The organism is Microbacterium tenebrionis, from assembly GCF_020682665.1.
Taxonomy (GTDB): Bacteria; Actinomycetota; Actinomycetes; order Actinomycetales; family Microbacteriaceae; genus Microbacterium; species Microbacterium tenebrionis.
The window spans coordinates 21598-36902 of the sequence record NZ_JAGTTM010000003.1; the positions used below are offsets into that span (position 1 = coordinate 21598).

The 15305-nt window shown below is 70.0% G+C and carries 13 protein-coding genes; 8 read left to right on the plus strand and 5 right to left on the minus strand.

Features of this window, described 5'->3' with window-relative positions:
- Complete coding sequence (locus KEC56_RS09230; protein ID WP_175988018.1) at positions 1–900, minus strand: diacylglycerol/lipid kinase family protein; 900 nt, start codon at positions 898–900, stop codon at positions 1–3.
- A gap of 1 nt (position 901) precedes the next feature.
- A complete protein-coding gene (locus tag KEC56_RS09235) occupies positions 902–2518 on the minus strand; it encodes an FAD-binding oxidoreductase (RefSeq protein WP_227530741.1) in 1617 nt (538 codons plus the stop codon).
- A gap of 20 nt (positions 2519–2538) precedes the next feature.
- On the opposite strand from KEC56_RS09235, the gene KEC56_RS09240 reads away from it, so the two are divergent.
- Both KEC56_RS09240 and KEC56_RS09245 read left to right on the plus strand, forming a co-directional pair.
- On the plus strand, positions 2539–3162 hold the full coding sequence (locus KEC56_RS09240; RefSeq protein ID WP_227530742.1) for a TetR/AcrR family transcriptional regulator: 624 nt from the start codon (positions 2539–2541) through the stop codon (positions 3160–3162).
- Complete coding sequence (locus KEC56_RS09245; protein WP_227530743.1) at positions 3159–4727, plus strand: glycerol-3-phosphate dehydrogenase/oxidase; 1569 nt, start codon at positions 3159–3161, stop codon at positions 4725–4727. Before KEC56_RS09240 ends, KEC56_RS09245 begins: the two co-directional genes overlap by 4 nt.
- Before the next feature lie 52 nt (positions 4728–4779).
- Here the strand turns inward: KEC56_RS09245 and lpdA are convergent, their stop codons facing one another.
- Both lpdA and KEC56_RS09255 read right to left on the minus strand, forming a co-directional pair.
- Positions 4780–6177, minus strand: coding sequence for a dihydrolipoyl dehydrogenase (gene lpdA, locus KEC56_RS09250; protein WP_175988019.1), 1398 nt, complete (start codon positions 6175–6177; stop codon positions 4780–4782).
- Between the two features lie 9 nt (positions 6178–6186).
- On the minus strand, positions 6187–6852 hold the full coding sequence (locus KEC56_RS09255; protein WP_227530744.1) for a copper resistance CopC family protein: 666 nt from the start codon (positions 6850–6852) through the stop codon (positions 6187–6189).
- Between the two features lie 100 nt (positions 6853–6952).
- On the opposite strand from KEC56_RS09255, the gene KEC56_RS09260 reads away from it, so the two are divergent.
- From KEC56_RS09260 to KEC56_RS09270, 3 genes are all read left to right on the plus strand, one after another.
- Positions 6953–7438, plus strand: coding sequence for an FHA domain-containing protein (locus KEC56_RS09260; RefSeq protein WP_227530745.1), 486 nt, complete (start codon positions 6953–6955; stop codon positions 7436–7438).
- Positions 7438–8127: a transcriptional regulator FtsR gene (ftsR, locus tag KEC56_RS09265; protein WP_175988021.1), complete on the plus strand. Its 690-nt coding sequence runs from the start codon at positions 7438–7440 to the stop codon at positions 8125–8127. Before KEC56_RS09260 ends, ftsR begins: the two co-directional genes overlap by 1 nt.
- A gap of 98 nt (positions 8128–8225) precedes the next feature.
- On the plus strand, positions 8226–8771 hold the full coding sequence (locus KEC56_RS09270) for a MerR family transcriptional regulator (RefSeq protein WP_276573127.1): 546 nt from the start codon (positions 8226–8228) through the stop codon (positions 8769–8771).
- A 99-nt stretch (positions 8772–8870) separates the two neighbouring features.
- On the opposite strand, the gene KEC56_RS09275 is transcribed toward KEC56_RS09270, so the two are convergent.
- Positions 8871–9683: a ParA family protein gene (locus KEC56_RS09275; RefSeq protein ID WP_175988125.1), complete on the minus strand. Its 813-nt coding sequence runs from the start codon at positions 9681–9683 to the stop codon at positions 8871–8873.
- Between the two features lie 93 nt (positions 9684–9776).
- Here KEC56_RS09275 and KEC56_RS09280 point away from each other — a divergent pair, with 93 nt between their 5' ends.
- From KEC56_RS09280 to def, 3 genes are read left to right on the plus strand one after another with little or no spacing between them, the layout of a single operon-like run.
- A complete protein-coding gene (locus tag KEC56_RS09280) occupies positions 9777–13184 on the plus strand; it encodes a pyruvate carboxylase (protein WP_227530746.1) in 3408 nt (1135 codons plus the stop codon).
- Between the two features lie 42 nt (positions 13185–13226).
- Entirely contained in the window at positions 13227–14702 is a 1476-nt protein-coding gene (locus KEC56_RS09285; RefSeq protein WP_227530747.1) for a MinD/ParA family ATP-binding protein, read from the plus strand.
- Positions 14702–15193 carry a peptide deformylase gene (gene def, locus KEC56_RS09290; RefSeq protein WP_227530748.1) on the plus strand — a complete coding sequence of 164 codons (492 nt, stop codon included), beginning with the start codon at positions 14702–14704 and terminating at the stop codon, positions 15191–15193. The genes KEC56_RS09285 and def overlap by 1 nt, the downstream gene beginning before the upstream one ends.
- Positions 15194–15305: the final 112 nt, after the last annotated feature.

Genomic DNA, 15305 nt, shown 5'->3' on the forward strand with positions numbered 1-15305 from the left:
TCACCGCGGCAGCAGCACGGTCAGCGCTCCGGGCAGCACACGGATGCGGGCGCTGCCGGTGCCGATGCGCTCGCCGTCGGCGTAGACCACGAGTCCTGGCGCCGACACCTCGATCTCGCGTCCGTGCATCGTCGTCACCTCGGGCAACTGGACGTGCGTGCCGCGCAGCAGACGCGGGAACAGCCGCAGCAGCTTGAGCCTGCCCACCGGACCGACGTGCGTGATGTCGAACAGTCCGTCATGCGGGTCGGCGCCGGGGCACACCGGCATTCCTCCGCCGTAGCTGCGAATGTTGCCCACGGCGATGAGGGTCCCGTCCGAGACCCGGGCGTCCTCGCCGTCGATGCGCAGCGAGAAGCGCATCGGGGCCAGACGGAACAGCTCGATCAGCAGCGCGAGGTAGTAGCGCGCTGTGCCGCGCGGCCAGCGCAACAGGTTCGTGCGCTCGCTGACCTTCGCATCGAAGCCGAGGGCGGCCACCGTGAGGAAGCGGGCGCTCGCGTCGGTGCAGATCGCCTCGCCGACGTCGAGCGAGTGCGGGGAGCCGGCGACCGCGGCGTCGACGGCAAGGGCAGCGCTCTCGGCCGAGTCGTACGGGATCCCCAGGGAACGCGCGAGGTCGTTGCCGGTTCCGGCGGGGACGAGGACGAGCGGCACGCCGGATCCGGTCAGCACGTCGACCACGGTCGCCAGCGTCCCGTCGCCGCCGACGATGACGAGGGCGTCCGGACGCGCGGCGACCGCTTCGGCGGCGAGGCGCCGGGAATCCGCGGCCGATGACCCCTGGTGCACGACCGGGTCGATGCCGTGCGATCGCAGCCGTGCGATCGCGGCATCCGTGCGCGCAGCGCCCTTGCCGCGCCCGGCATCCGGATTGCCCAGAACATGGATGCGCGGCACGTCAGCCCGCCCCGACCGGCAGCAGGGCGCCGGGGTTCATGATGCCGGTGGGATCCAGTTCGGCCTTCAGCGCTCGCAGGATGCGGATGCCGCCGTCGCCGATCTCGTGCGCCAGCCAGGGCGCGTGGTCGCGCCCGACGCCGTGGTGGTGGCTGATCGTGCCGCCGGCCTGCAGGATCGCATCGTTCACACGGGACTTGATGGCATCCCAGTCGGAGAGGACATCGCCCTTGAGGTTGCCGATGATCGTGAAGTAGAGGGCGGCCCCCGTGGGGTACACATGCGAGATATGGCACATCACGAGCGACTTCGCGTCATGATCGGCGAATCCGCTGCGGAGAGCTTCCGTGACCGCCGTCTTCACCTGGGCGACCTTCGACCAGAGCGTCGCGGTCTCGAGCGTCTCGCAGAACACGCCGTGGTCGAGCAGCGCGTCGCGCAGGTACGGGGCGCCGAACCTGCCGTTCGCCCACTCCTCGGCGGGCTCCGGCCCGGTGGAACGCCCGCCGGCATCCGTCAGCACCTTCGCCGTCAGGGCCTGACGGGCCGCGGCCACGTCGGGGTGGCCCTCGAACACGGTGACGGCGCTGCATCCCTTCGACAGGGCCTTGCCGATCCTGCCGTGCTGCGCGAGTCCGATCCCGGTCTCGGCCTCGTCGGACAGACGGATCACCGTGGGCCCGGTGCCGAGCTGGGCGACGCGCCGCAGGGCGTCGACGCCCGTGGCGAAGTCGGGGAAGGTCCATCCCTCGTGCAGGCGCGTCTCGGGCACGCGGTGCACGCGCAGACTCAGCTCGGTGATCACACCGAGGATGCCCTCGGCGCCCAGGAACACGCGCATCAGATCGGGCCCAGCTGCCGTTCCGGGCGCGCCGCCGAGCGCGACCTCGCCGGTCGGGGTCGCGACGCGCACGGCCGTGACCATCGCGTCGAACCGGCCGTTGCCCGCCGAGTTCTGGCCGGATGAGCGCGCCGACGCGAACCCGCCGAGTGTGGCGTAGAGGAAGCTCTGCGGGAAGTGCCCCAGCTCGAAGCCGTGCTCGGCGAGCAGCCGCTCGGCCTCGGGGCCGGTGGTGCCGGCGAGGAAGCGCGCCTCGCCGCTGATCCCGTCCAGGTGCAGCAGGCCGCTCAGGCGGCGCACGTCCAGCGCGATGACGGCCCGGTGCGTCCCGCGCTCCGGATCGAGGGCGCCGACGACGCTCGTGCCGCCCGCGAACGGGATCACGGCCAGCCCGCGCTCCGCACAGGACTGCAGGACGCCGGCGACCTCGTCGTGACCGGCGGGGGAGACGACGGCATCCGGAGCCTCCTGATCGGGCGTTCGCCGGTGGACGAGGTCGATCGTCGATCGCCCGCCCGCGTGCCGGATGCGCGTCTCGTCGTCGGTGCTCACGTGCGCGTCGCCGACGATGTCGGCGAGCGCGCGCCGGTCGTCGTCCGTGAGCGCGGAGGGCGCTATGCGGACGTCGGCGAGGGAGACCGCGGGCTGCGGACGCTGCACGCGCCCGATCACCGTCGGCAGCAGTGCGCGCACCGCGAGCGGCAGATCCTTGGCGAGGTCGGGGTCGCCCCATCCGTTCCAACGCATCATCGCGGCAGGTGTGGTCTCCGTCGTCATGCGTTACAGTGTGACACATTGTGGAAGATCGTCAAGCAAGCAGCGAGCCCCCCGCCCGCAGCGAGGTCCGTGCGGATCTGCCGTCGTGGGATACCACGGACGCGCATATCCTCGACCGGGCCGCCGCTCTGATCTCCGCGCGGGGAACGGCCAGGCTCACGATCGCCGAGCTCGCCCGCGAGGCGAAGGTCAGCCGGCCCACCATCTACCGGCGCTGGTCGAGCGTCGACGAGGTCGTGCGGGCGGCGCTCCTGCGCCGGACGGTCCTGCTCCTGAGCGGCTTCGAGACCGCCGTGAGCACACGGGCCGAGCTCGTCGCCGAGGCGGTGCGCTTCGCGGATGCCTTCCGGCAGGATGCCGTGTTCGGCAGCCTGCTCGCGAGCGAGCCGGAAGCGTTCACGCAGTACAGCCTGGAGCGGGTCGGCACGAGCCAGCGCGTCATGCTGCGATGGCTCGCCGATGCCATCGTGCACGCCCAGCGGGGCGGTACCGTCAGGCCCGGCGATGCCGACGACATGTCGGTCATGATGCTGCTCATCGTGCAGTCCGCCGTGCTCTCGCACAACGCCGTCTCCGCCCTGATCGGCGAGGCGGAATGGCATACCGAACTCACCCGTGCGATGGACGGATACCTGCGACCATGAACACCGGTGTCCGATCCTCGGCGATGCTGAACGCGACGCGCAGGATCCGCGAATGGGATCGGATGACCGGCGGCGACGAGGTCGATCTGCTCGTCATCGGCGGCGGGGTGACCGGTGCCGGCGTCGCTCTGGATGCCGCGAGCCGCGGCCTGTCCGTCATCCTCGCCGAGGCCCACGACCTCGCGTTCGGCACGAGCCGCTGGAGCTCGAAGCTCGTGCACGGCGGTCTGCGCTATCTGGCATCCGGCGATGTTGCCGTCGCGAGGGAGAGCGCGGTCGAACGGCACCTGCTCATGACCCGCACCGCCCCGCACCTGACCCGCACCCTCCCGCAGCTGCTGCCCTTCGTCCAGGGCGTCTCGACGACGCAGCGCACCGTCGGCGAGATCGGGTTCTGGCTGGGGGACGGTCTGCGCCGCGTCGCCGGAACACCGGGACGCGTCCTGCCGCGACCGCATCGGGCGTCACCGGCAGAGGCGGTCGCAATGTTCCCGGCGCTGAGCAGACGAGGACTCCGCGGTGGTGTGGTCGGCACCGACGGGCAGCTCGTCGACGACGCGCGGCTCGTCGTCGCGATCGCCCGCACCGCGGCTGCGCACGGCGCGATGATCCTCACGAGGACACGCGCGTCGGACGTCGACGGTTCGGGGGCCACGCTGCACGATGAGCTCGGCGGCGGCTCGGTCCGGGTGCGCGCCCGCGCCGTCGTCAATGCGGCGGGCGTGTGGGCCGGAGGCCTCGATCCGGACATCCGTCTGCGGCCGAGCAGGGGCACGCATCTGGTCCTGGATGCCGCGACGCTCGGCAACCCGACGGCGGCGCTGACCGTGCCGCATCCGGGGTCGATCAGCCGCTTCGTCTTCGCGCTGCCCGTGCAGCTCGGGCGCGTGATCGTGGGGCTGACGGACGTGGATGCGCCCGGCGGCATCCCCGAGGTCCCGCAGCCGACGGCGGACGAGATCGACTTCCTGCTCGGCACGCTCTCCCAGGCGCTGGACCGGCCGCTGACGCGCGGCGACGTGCGAGGCACGTTCGCGGGCCTGCGGCCGCTCATCGAGTCCGGAGCCGGGTCCTCCACGGCGGACATCTCGCGGCGCCATCGCGTCGAGGTCTCGTCGAACGGCGTCGTCGGCGTCCTGGGTGGCAAGCTCACGACGTACCGGGCGATGGCGCAGGATGCCGTCGACCTCGCATCCCGCCATGCCGGCCTGGATGCCGCGCCCTGCCGGACCCACCGGCTCCCGCTGGTCGGCGCCCCCGACTCGCCGGTGCCGGTCAGCGGCGCCGCGACCGCCCGGAGATCGTCGGCGTCGCTGCGCGCCCGCTACGGCGCAGAGGCCCCGTCGGTGCTCGCGGCGGGCGGTAAGGGCGCCGCCGAGACGGTGGCCGAGGGCATCGACATCACCCGCTCCGAGGTCGCCTTCGCGGTGCGCGCCGAGGGGGCGCTGGACGCCGACGACGTGCTCGATCGCCGCACCCGCATCGGCCTCGTCCCGGCCGATCGGGATGCCTCGGCCGGAGTCGTCGCAGAGGTCGTCGCGGAGACGCTCGACTCCCTCGGCTGAGACGACGAACGGCCCGGCAGGCAATGCCTGGCCGGGCCGTTCGGGCGACGGATCAGAAGTTGATCATGTGGCCCGCGAGTCCGTGGAAGCCCTCCTGCAGCGCCTCCGACAGCGTCGGGTGCGTGTGCACGTTGCGGGCGAGCTCGAGAGCGGTGAGGTCCCACTTCTGCGCGAGCGTCAGCTCGGGGAGGAGCTCGGAGACGTCCGGTCCGATCATGTGGGCGCCGAGCAGCTCGAGGTGCTCAGCATCCGCGACCATCTTGACGAAGCCGACCGGCTCGCCCAGGCCGTGCGCCTTGCCGTTGGCCATGAACGGGAACGTCACGACCTTGACGTCGTGGCCCTCGTCCTTGGCCTGCTGCTCGGTGAGGCCGAACGAGGCGACCTGAGGCGAGCAGAAGGTCGCGCGCGGCATCATCCGGTAATCGCCCAGCGTCTGCGTCTCGGCGCCGCCGATGGTCTCGGCCGCCACGACGCCCTGCGCCTCGGCGACGTGCGCGAGCTGCAGCTTCATCGTGACGTCGCCGATCGCGTAGATGCCGTCGACGTTGGTCTTCATGTGGTCGTCGATGTCGATCGCGCCGCGCTCGGTGAGCTTCACGCCGGTCGCCTCGAGTCCGTAGCCGTCGACGTTCGGCGCGAATCCGACCGACATGAGAACCTTGCCGGCCTCGATGGATGCCTGCTGGCCGTCCTTGCCGGTGTAGGTGACGGTGACGGACGAGCCGTTGTCGACGACCTTCTCGACCTTGGTGGAGGTGAGGATGTCGACGCCGTAGTTCTTGTACTGCTTGGTGATCTCCTTCGACACGTCGGCGTCCTCATTGGGGAGCGCGCGGTCGAGGAACTCGATGATCGTGACCTTCACGCCGTAGTTCGTGAGGACGTAGGCGAACTCCATGCCGATGGCGCCGGCGCCGACGATGACGATCGACTCGGGCAGTTCGCGGGTGAGGATCTGCTCCTCGTAGGTGACGACGTTCTCGCTGAGCTCGACGCCGGGGAGCAGGCGCACCTTCGAGCCGGTCGCGATGATGACGTTGTCGAACGTGACCTCTTCGGTGGAGCCGTCGGCCTTCGCGACCGAGATCGCCTTCGGGCCGGTGAAGGTGCCGCGACCGTTGTACTCGGTCACCTTGTTCTTCTTCATGAGGAAGTGGATGCCCTTGACCCGGCCCTCGGCGACCTCGCGGGAGCGGTCGAACGCCTTGCCGAAGTCGATCGTGAAGTCACCCGAGATGCCGAAGAAGTCGGCCTTGTGGTTGAGGGTGTGGGCGAGTTCCGCGTTCTTGAGCAGAGCCTTGGAGGGGATGCAGCCGACGTTGAGGCACACACCGCCCCAGTACTTCTCTTCGATGATCGCGGTGGAGAGGCCGAGCTGTGCGCTGCGGACTGCGGCGACGTACCCGCCGGGGCCCGCGCCGAGGATGACGACGTCGTAGTGTGGCATGCCTCAAGCCTATCGCTCTGCAGGGTCGTCCGACCCGGCGTCGTGCTGTTCCGCCGCACCCGGTTCGCGGCGGCTTTTCGCCAACAACACGGCGATGAGCGCACCGAGTCCTGCCGCCAGGATGATGCCGCCGATGATCCAGGGCAGATTGCGCACGAAGGAGTCGCCGTCGGCGGGCGTTCCCTCCTCCGCGGGGGGAGCCGTCGACGCGCTCGGCTCGCTCGACGCGCTCTCGGTGGGCGTCGCCGACGGCGCCGCGGTCTCGGGCGCCGAACCGGTGGTCACGGTGAAGCGGAACTCGCCATCCGTCGGATGCCCGTCGCTGGAGACGACCTTCCAGAGCACGCGGTACTCGCCGGCCTCGCCGCCGGCGGTCAACGGCTGGGTCACCATCGCGCCGTCCACCTCGGCGGGGCCGTCGGTGACGGATTCGCCCGCGGCATCCGTCACGACGACCTCGGTCGATCCCTCGCCGCCGATCAAGGCGGCGCCGAAGGTGAGGGTGAGCTCGTCCGGCAACGTCTCGATGGTCGAGTCGGCCGCCGGGTCGGACTCCACGAGCGCGTCGTGCGCGGCCGCCGGCTGCGGCCAGGCGAGCAGGAGAGCGAACGCGACGAGCAGCGCTGCGGCGATCATGAACGGGGTGAGGGGGCGTCGTGAGGTGAGGGTGTGCACACGTCCACCCTAGGAAACGGCCTTGTGCGCGTGCTGTGTCGGACTGGGCCTCGCTCGGCGGTCGCGCGATCCGTTAGTCTGGATCGGAAGGAGGGCCACCGTGACAGATTTCGAAAGCCGACCGGCTCGCGACGCGTCGATTCACCGCGACGGCGAGCAGCGGCACGACGCCACGCAGACATTCGGACACGACTCCGACCTTTCCTTCGTCCCGTTCGGCGCGGAGCTGACCGAGGTCGAGCAGTCCGCGATCTCGGCGCTGCCCACCGGCTCGGCTCTCCTGCTCGTGCGCTCGGGCGCGATGGCAGGGGCCCGCTACCTGCTCGACACCGACGTCACGACCATCGGGCGGCATCCTGAAGCCGACATCTTCTTCGACGATGTCACCGTCTCGCGCCGTCACGCCGAGATCACGCGCTCGGGTCGCTCGTTCGAGATCATCGACCAGCGTTCGCTCAACGGCACGTACGTCAACGGGGAGCGCGTGGACCGCAGCGAGCTCGTCAACGGGTCGGAGCTGCGCATCGGCAAGTTCCGTCTGAACTTCTTCATCTCGCCCGCCGACCTCGCGGTGGCGTCCGACTGATGGCGGCGCTTCCCGCCCGCGATCGCTCTGCGTCCGCGGGGCTCCTGAGCATCGGTCAGGTCCTCGCACGGCTCACCCCGGAATTCCCCGACCTCACCTCCAGCAAACTGAGGTTCCTCGAGGTTCAGGGCATCGTCACGCCCTCGCGCACGGAGTCCGGCTATCGCAAGTTCTCGCCGTCCGACATCGAGCGGCTGCGGCTCGGACTCACCCTCCAGCGCGATCACTATCTGCCGCTCAGCGTGATCCGCGAGCAGCTGGACGAGGCCGAGGCGAACGGCGACACCGGACTCGCGTTCGCCCCGCCGCCCTCGATCACCCCGGCGCCGCGCCGGTACCGTCGTGAAGAGCTGCTCTCCGCCGCGGGAGCAGGGCCGCAGATCCTCAACGACGCCATCAGCACCGGCATCATCGCGGCGGCCGAGACCTACCCCGAGTCGACCGTCACGCTGCTGCGCGGCCTCGTCGCACTGGACCGTCACGGCATCGAGCCGCGTCACCTTCGGACCGTCCGCCAGAGCGCGGAGCGCGAGGTGTCGCTGATCGAGTCGGCCATGTCTGCGCTGCTGCGCAGGACGGATGCCGCGTCCCGCGGCAAGGCGCGTGAGATGGGTCCGGAACTGGCGGGCAAGATCAGTGAGGTCAGGGCGGCCTTCGTCAAAGAAGCACTCGCCCGCGTGCTTTCGTAACGAACAGGTTGCGACACACCCCCACAGCGAAGCGGATGTCGTTGCCCGGGGCAGGGCACTGCTCTAGCGTGGGGGTAACCCGTCAGAGAGGAAGTCATATGAATGCGGATGAGCGTGCAGGCGACCCGCGGTTCGTGACCGAACTCCTCTTCACCGACGGCCTTCCGGCGATGGACGACGAGGTCGGCTACCGCGGTGCTGTCGCAGCCCGTGCCGCCGGTATCACCTACCGCCAGCTCGACTACTGGGCGCGCACCGAGCTCGTCGAGCCGACCGTGCGCGGCGCCAGCGGATCCGGGTCGCAGCGTCTCTACGGCTTCCGTGACATCCTCGTCCTCAAGCTCGTCAAGCGTCTGCTCGACACCGGCATCTCGCTGCAGCAGATCCGCACGGCCGTCGATCAGCTGCGCGCAGCCGGCATCCGCGATCTCGCGGGAACGACGCTCATGAGCGACGGCGCTTCGGTCTACCTGTGCACCTCGAACGATGAGGTCATCGACCTCGTCAGCCGCGGCCAGGGCGTCTTCGGCATCGCCGTCGGCAAGGTCCTTCGCGAGGTGGAGTCCACGCTCGTGGAGTTCGACCCCACCGCGCCGGGCCCCGTCGACGAGCTCAGCGCGCGCCGCGCCAAGCGCTCCGCCTGACGCGCAGCCGCTCCTACATCAGCGAAGCAGCAAGGCCGCGCCGAGACAGCAACGAGATCGCGCTGTCTCGGCGCGGCCTTGCCGTCTTGGGGCGTGTGATCAGGCCTGGGCGCCGGTCTCCGGGACGGGGACGCGGCCGGTGCGCACGATGCGGTCCAGGAGCAGGTCGAAGTCGGCGGCGAGCTCCTGTGCGGAGTCGCCCGGCCAGATGTGCAGCGGCTTGGCCGCTCCCTGCGCCTGCTGCAGCGACGTGCGCTCCGGCAGCTGCGGGGAGAGCACGAGCGGGCCGAACATGTCGCGCAGCTCCTTGATGCGGAACTGGTGCTCGATCGATTGCGGGCGCACGCGGTTGACGACGATGCCCAGCGGCTGAAGACGGGGGGAGAGGCCGCGGCGGATCTCCTCGATCGCACGCAGGGCGCGGTCGGCGGCGGCGACCGAGAAGAGCCCCGGTTCGGTGACGACCATGACCCGGTCGCTCGCTGCCCACGCCGTGCGGGTGAGCGCGTTCAACGAGGGGGCGCAGTCGATGAGCACGAGATCGTAGTCGCTCTCGACGGAGGCCAGTGCCTCCTCGAGCTTCCAGACGTCGCGGACACTCGGGTGCGGACCGTCGTAGTTGATGGCCGACGGGCTGCCGATGAGGACGTCGATGGTTCCGGGGTGCACCTTCGCCCAGCCGCTGGAGGTGATCGCCTGGCGGACGACCTTCTCCTTGGGGTTGGCCAGCACATCCGCGACATTGAGTCGACCGGCGACCTGGATGTCCATGCCGGTGGAGACGTCGGACTGCGGGTCCAGGTCGACGACGAGAGTCCGGACACCCCGGGCGAAGGCCGCAGAGGCCAATCCGAGGGTCACGGTCGTCTTGCCGACACCGCCTTTGAGAGAGCTGACGCTGAGTACGTGCACGGAGACCACGTTACCTTCCCCTAGGCTTGGAGAACACTCAGCCCCGCCCCATGTGCGTCGACTGCGCCGCACATCGAGCTACCAGAGGTGTGCATGTTCCAGAAGATCCTTGTGGCCAATCGCGGCGAGATCGCGATCCGCGCCTTCCGAGCGGCGTTCGAGGTGGGGGCCAGGACCGTTGCCGTGTTCCCGTATGAGGACCGCGGGTCGCAGCACCGGCTCAAAGCCGACGAGGCATATGAGATCGGCGAGCGCGACCACCCCGTGCGCGCGTACCTGAGCGTCGACGAGATCATCAGGGTCGCGCTCGAGTCGGGCGCCGATGCGATCTACCCGGGCTACGGGTTCCTCTCCGAGAACCCCGAGCTCGCCGAGAAGGCGGCGGCGAACGGCATCGTCTTCATCGGCCCGCCCTCTGCCGTCCTCGAGATGGCGGGCAACAAGGTCGAAGCCAAGCGGCACGCGATCGAGGCCGGCGTGCCGGTGCTGCGCTCGACCGAGGCATCCGACGACGTCGACGCCCTCGTCGCCCAGGCGGACGAGATCGGCTTCCCGGTGTTCGCGAAGGCCGTCGCGGGCGGCGGCGGCCGCGGCATGCGCCGCGTGGAGAAGAAGGCCGACCTCCCGGCCGCGCTCGCCGAGGCGATGCGCGAAGCCGAGAGCGCGTTCGGCGACCCGCGCATGTTCCTCGAACAGGCTGTCGTGCATCCTCGCCACATCGAGGTGCAGATCCTCGCCGACAAGACCGGCGAGACGGTTCACCTGTTCGAGCGCGACTGCTCGGTGCAGCGACGCCACCAGAAGGTGGTCGAGATCGCACCTGCTCCGAACCTCGACGACAGCATCCGGACCGCGCTGCACGGCTACGCGATCGCGTTCGCCCGGTCGATCGGCTACGAGAACGCCGGAACCGTCGAGTTCCTCCTCGAGACCGCAGGGGAGCGGGCCGGTGAGGTCGTCTTCATCGAGATGAACCCGCGCATCCAGGTCGAGCACACCGTGACCGAGGAGGTCACCGACGTCGACCTCGTGCAGGCGCAGATGCACATCGCGGCCGGAGCGACGCTCGCCGACCTCGGGCTGCAGCAGGACAGCATCCATCTGCGCGGCGCCGCGCTGCAGTGCCGCATCACCACCGAGGATCCGACGCAGGGATTCCGCCCCGACACCGGCAAGATCACCACCTACCGTTCGCCCGGCGGCGCCGGTGTCCGCCTCGACGGCGGCACCGTGCACCAGGGTGCGCAGATCAGCCCGCACTTCGACTCCATGCTCTCCAAACTCACCTGCCGCGGTCGCGACTTCGAAGCGGCCGTGGGACGGGCGCGCCGGGCACTCGCGGAGTTCCGCATCCGCGGCGTCTCGACGAACATCCCGTTCCTGCAGGCGCTCCTCGCCGACGACGCGTTCATCGCCGGTGACATCAGCACCTCGTTCATCGACGAACGCCCCGACCTGCTGCAGGGACGCGTGTCAAAGGACCGCGGGACCAAGCTGCTGAACTGGCTCGTCGACGTCACGGTCAACAAGCCCAACGGCGACCACCCCGGCGTGATCGACCCGGCTGCGAAGCTCCCGAGCATCGACCTGGCTGCCGAGCCTCCCGCGGGTTCGCGCCAACGGCTCCAGGAGCTGGGCCCTGAGGGCTTCGCCCGCGCCCTGCGCGAGCAGTCAGCCCTCGCGATCACCGACACGACGTTCCGCGACGCGCACCAGTCGCTGCTGGCGACACGCGTGCGCACGCGCGACCTCGCCGCCGCCGCCCCGTACCTGGCGCGTCTGACCCCCGGTCTGCTGTCTGTCGAGGCCTGGGGCGGAGCCACGTACGACGTCGCCCTCCGCTTCCTCGGCGAGGACCCGTGGGAGCGACTCGACAAGCTGCGGGCGGCGCTGCCGAACATCAACATCCAGATGCTGCTGCGCGGCCGCAACACCGTCGGCTACACGCCGTACCCGACGGCGGTGACCGAGGCGTTCGTCAGCGAGGCGGCGACGAGCGGCATCGACATCTTCCGCATCTTCGACGCGCTCAACGACGTGGCGCAGATGCGCCCGGCGATCGACGCGGTGCGCGCCACCGGCAGCGCGGTCGCCGAGGTCGCGCTCTGCTACACCGGTGACCTGCTGAACCCCGCCGAAGACCTCTACACGCTGGACTACTACCTGCGCCTGGCGGAGCAGATCGTGGATGCCGGCGCCCACATCCTCGCCATCAAGGACATGGCCGGGCTCCTGCGCCCCGGGGCCGCCGCCACGCTGGTGCGCGCGCTCCGCGAGCGCTTCGACCTGCCGGTGCACCTGCACACCCACGACACCCCCGGCGGACAGCTCGCGACCCTGCTCGCGGCCAGCGCTGCGGGCGTGGACGCCGTGGATGCGGCATCCGCCCCGTTATCGGGGACGACCAGTCAGCCCTCGCTCTCGTCGCTCGTCGCGGCGCTGGCGCACACCGAGCGCGACAGCGGCATCGATCTCGCCGGCGTCTCGGACCTCGAGCCGTACTGGGAAGCCGTTCGCAACCAGTACGCGCCCTTCGAATCCGGGCTTCCCGGCCCCACCGGACGTGTCTATCACCACGAGATCCCGGGTGGTCAGCTCTCGAACCTGCGTCAGCAGGCCAAGGCGCTCGGGCTCGCCTCGGACTTCGAGCTCATCGAGGACATGTACGCCGCAGCCGACCGCATCCTCGGTCGCGTGCCGAAGGTCACGCCGTCGTCCAAGGTCGTCGGCGACCTCGCGCTTCACCTTGCCGCCGTCAAGGCAGATCCCGCGGACTTCGAGGCGAACCCCGAGAAGTACGACGTCCCCGATTCGGTCGTCAGCTTCATGGCGGGTGAGCTCGGCGACCTGCCCGGCGGGTGGCCCGAGCCGTTCCGCAGCAAGGTGCTCGCCGGCCGCACGGTGCGCACCGGACTCACCGAGATCTCGGCCGACGACGAGACGGCGTTGGCGGGATCGAGCACGCAGCGGCGCGAGCGCCTGAACACGCTGCTGTTCCCGGCCCCGACCATGGAGTTCGCGCAGCAGCGCGAGCTGTTCGGCGACCTCTCCGTGCTCGACACGGCCGACTACCTGTACGGACTCGTCCAGGGGCAGGAGCACCTCGTCGAGATCGACCGCGGCGTGCAGCTCTACGTTGGCCTCGAAGCGATCGGCGAGGCCGACGAGCGAGGCATGCGCACCGTCATGACGACCCTCAACGGGCAGCTCCGTCCGGTGTTCGTGCGCGACCGATCGGTCGCGGTCGACACGCACGAGGCCGAGAAGGCAGACAGCTCGCAGCCCGGTCAGGTGGCGGCCCCGTTCTCCGGTGTGGTCTCGCTCAAGGTCGACGTCGGCGCGTCCGTGCGGGCCGGCGAACCGGTAGCATCCATCGAGGCGATGAAGATGGAGGCGGCGATCACCGCACCCGTCGACGGCGTCATCGAGCGGCTGGCGATCGCCTCCACTCAGCAGGTCGATGCCGGGGATCTTTTGGTCGTGATCACCCCCGCCAAGTAATCTTGTGCGGGCGACACGCTCGCACAAGCTTGGAGTGACACAGTGACATCGAAGAACAGTTCCCCCTCGGAGGACGACGATCTCGGCATCCTCGACGAGGCCGCATCGCTCGACACGACCGCGCTCGGCATCCTCGGGCACACCTCGCAGGTGAGCGTCACGCTGCCCGCCAGCGCGGACGAGGACGACGACCTGACCGAGGATGACATCGTCGACGGCGAGTTCTCAGGCGAGATCCTCGTCGGTGAGATCGAGACCGCTCACGAGGATGAGGATGCTGCGGATCCGGTTGCCGCCGTCAGCGCTGTGGATGCGGTCGAGGTGACCGAGGAGGCAGAGCCCGTCGAAGAATCGGTGCCCATCGAGGAGCCCGAGCCGGTCGGGGAGCCCGAGGTCGTGGAGGACGTCCTCGACGAGCCCGAGGCCACCCCGGCGCCGGCACCGGCCGCACCCGCACCGGCGGCAGCGGTGGCTCCCGGCGCCCCTGCCGCTCCCGCCGCGAAGCCCGCAGCCCCCGCACCCGAGATCGCGTTGACGGCCAAGCGGTTCGGGGAGCAGGCCGGGCAGTCGTCCCGCGAGACCGCCGACCTGCTGACGCCCGACCGCCTCCTCAACCCGAGTCAGCTGACCAAGCCCGAGCCCGAGGGCGCGTGGAGTCACCTGCTCTACTCGATCTCGGGGCGGCGCATCAACATCGGTGACGGCAAGCGGGCACGTGAGCGCAAGGCCCTCACCGCTCGGATCGCGAATGCCCTCTCCGGAGGCGCGCGTTTCGTCCCCGTGCTCTCGCGCAAGGGCGGCGTCGGAAAGACGACCGTCACCGCACTGCTCGGCATGGCGCTCGCAGACGCACGCGAGGACCGCGTCATCGCCGTCGACGCGAACCCCGACCGCGGCACCCTGGCCGACCGCATCGTGCGGGCCCCGGGGGGCAAGTCGGTGCGGGACCTCGTCAGGATCCACGACGAGGTCAACGGCTACCACGACCTCTCCGCGATCGTCGCCCGTGACTCCACGCGCCTCGACGTGCTGGCATCCGACACCGATCCGCACATCGCCGAGGCCTTCAGCGACGAGGAGTACCGCAATGTCGCCGGCGTCGCCGCGCACTACTACTCGCTCGTGCTCACCGACACCGGAACCGGCATCGTGCACTCGGTGATGGGGGCCACACTCGACCTGGCCGATCAGATCGTCATCGTGTCGGGGCTCAGCGTCGACGAAGCGCGCCTGGCGTCCGAGACGCTGACCTGGCTCGAGACCAACGGCCACGAGGAGCAGGCGCGGAACGCCATCATCGTGCTCAACCAATCGACGCCCGGGAGCCCTCTGGTGCGCCTGAACGAGCTCGAGGCGCACTTCAAGACCCGCGCCAAGCATGTCGTGCGGATGCCGTACGACGCGCAGATCGCCGGCGGCGGGGCCATCGTGTTCGCCAACCTGCAGCCCGAGACGCGTCAGGCGGCTCGTGAGCTCGCGGCTGTGCTCGTCGAGAGCCTGCGGGCGAAGGCCGCCTGATGACCGTTCGCGAGATCCGTGTCTTCGGCGACCCCGTCCTGCGCACGAAGTGCTCGCCGGTCGAGCAGATCGACGACGGTGTGCGCTCGCTCATCGCCGACCTCGTCGACAGTGTGAAGCTCCCCGGCCGTGCCGGGGTCGCAGCTCCGCAGATCGGCGTCGCGGTGCGGGCGTTCAGCTATAACATCGACGGCGACGTCGGCTACGTCATCAATCCCGTCCTCACCGAGGTGCGCGGCGAGCCCGTGCCGACCGGTGAGGGATGCCTGTCGGTTCCCGGTCTCTGGCACGACGCGCTGCGCCACCCGTGGGCTCGGGTCGAGGGCATCGACCTCGACGGCGAACCGGTCGTGCTCGAGGGGGAGGGGCTGCTGGCACAGGCTCTCCAGCACGAGACCGATCACCTCGACGGGATGCTGTACCTCTCGCGTCTCGCTCCTCAGGACCGCAAGACGGCCATGCGCGAGATCCGCGAGAGCGACTGGTTCTGACACCTGCTTCCCACAGACCCCGTCTCAGCGACGAGACCCCGTCGTAATCACGTCGATATGACGGGGTCTCGTCGGCAAGACGGGGTCTGTGCACGAAGAATGCCCCGGCCGA

What these genes read in the sequence shown, in the direction of transcription:
- KEC56_RS09235 (WP_227530741.1), bottom strand. Translation starts at nt 2,518, where the DNA reads ATGACGACGGAGACCACACCTGCCGCGATGATGCGTTGGAACGGATGG.
- KEC56_RS09245 (WP_227530743.1), top strand. Translation starts at nt 3,159, where the DNA reads ATGAACACCGGTGTCCGATCCTCGGCGATGCTGAACGCGACGCGCAGG.
- lpdA (WP_175988019.1), bottom strand. Translation starts at nt 6,177, where the DNA reads ATGCCACACTACGACGTCGTCATCCTCGGCGCGGGCCCCGGCGGGTAC.
- ftsR (WP_175988021.1), top strand. Translation starts at nt 7,438, where the DNA reads ATGGCGGCGCTTCCCGCCCGCGATCGCTCTGCGTCCGCGGGGCTCCTG.
- KEC56_RS09270 (WP_276573127.1), top strand. Translation starts at nt 8,226, where the DNA reads ATGAATGCGGATGAGCGTGCAGGCGACCCGCGGTTCGTGACCGAACTC.
- KEC56_RS09280 (WP_227530746.1), top strand. Translation starts at nt 9,777, where the DNA reads ATGTTCCAGAAGATCCTTGTGGCCAATCGCGGCGAGATCGCGATCCGC.
- def (WP_227530748.1), top strand. Translation starts at nt 14,702, where the DNA reads ATGACCGTTCGCGAGATCCGTGTCTTCGGCGACCCCGTCCTGCGCACG.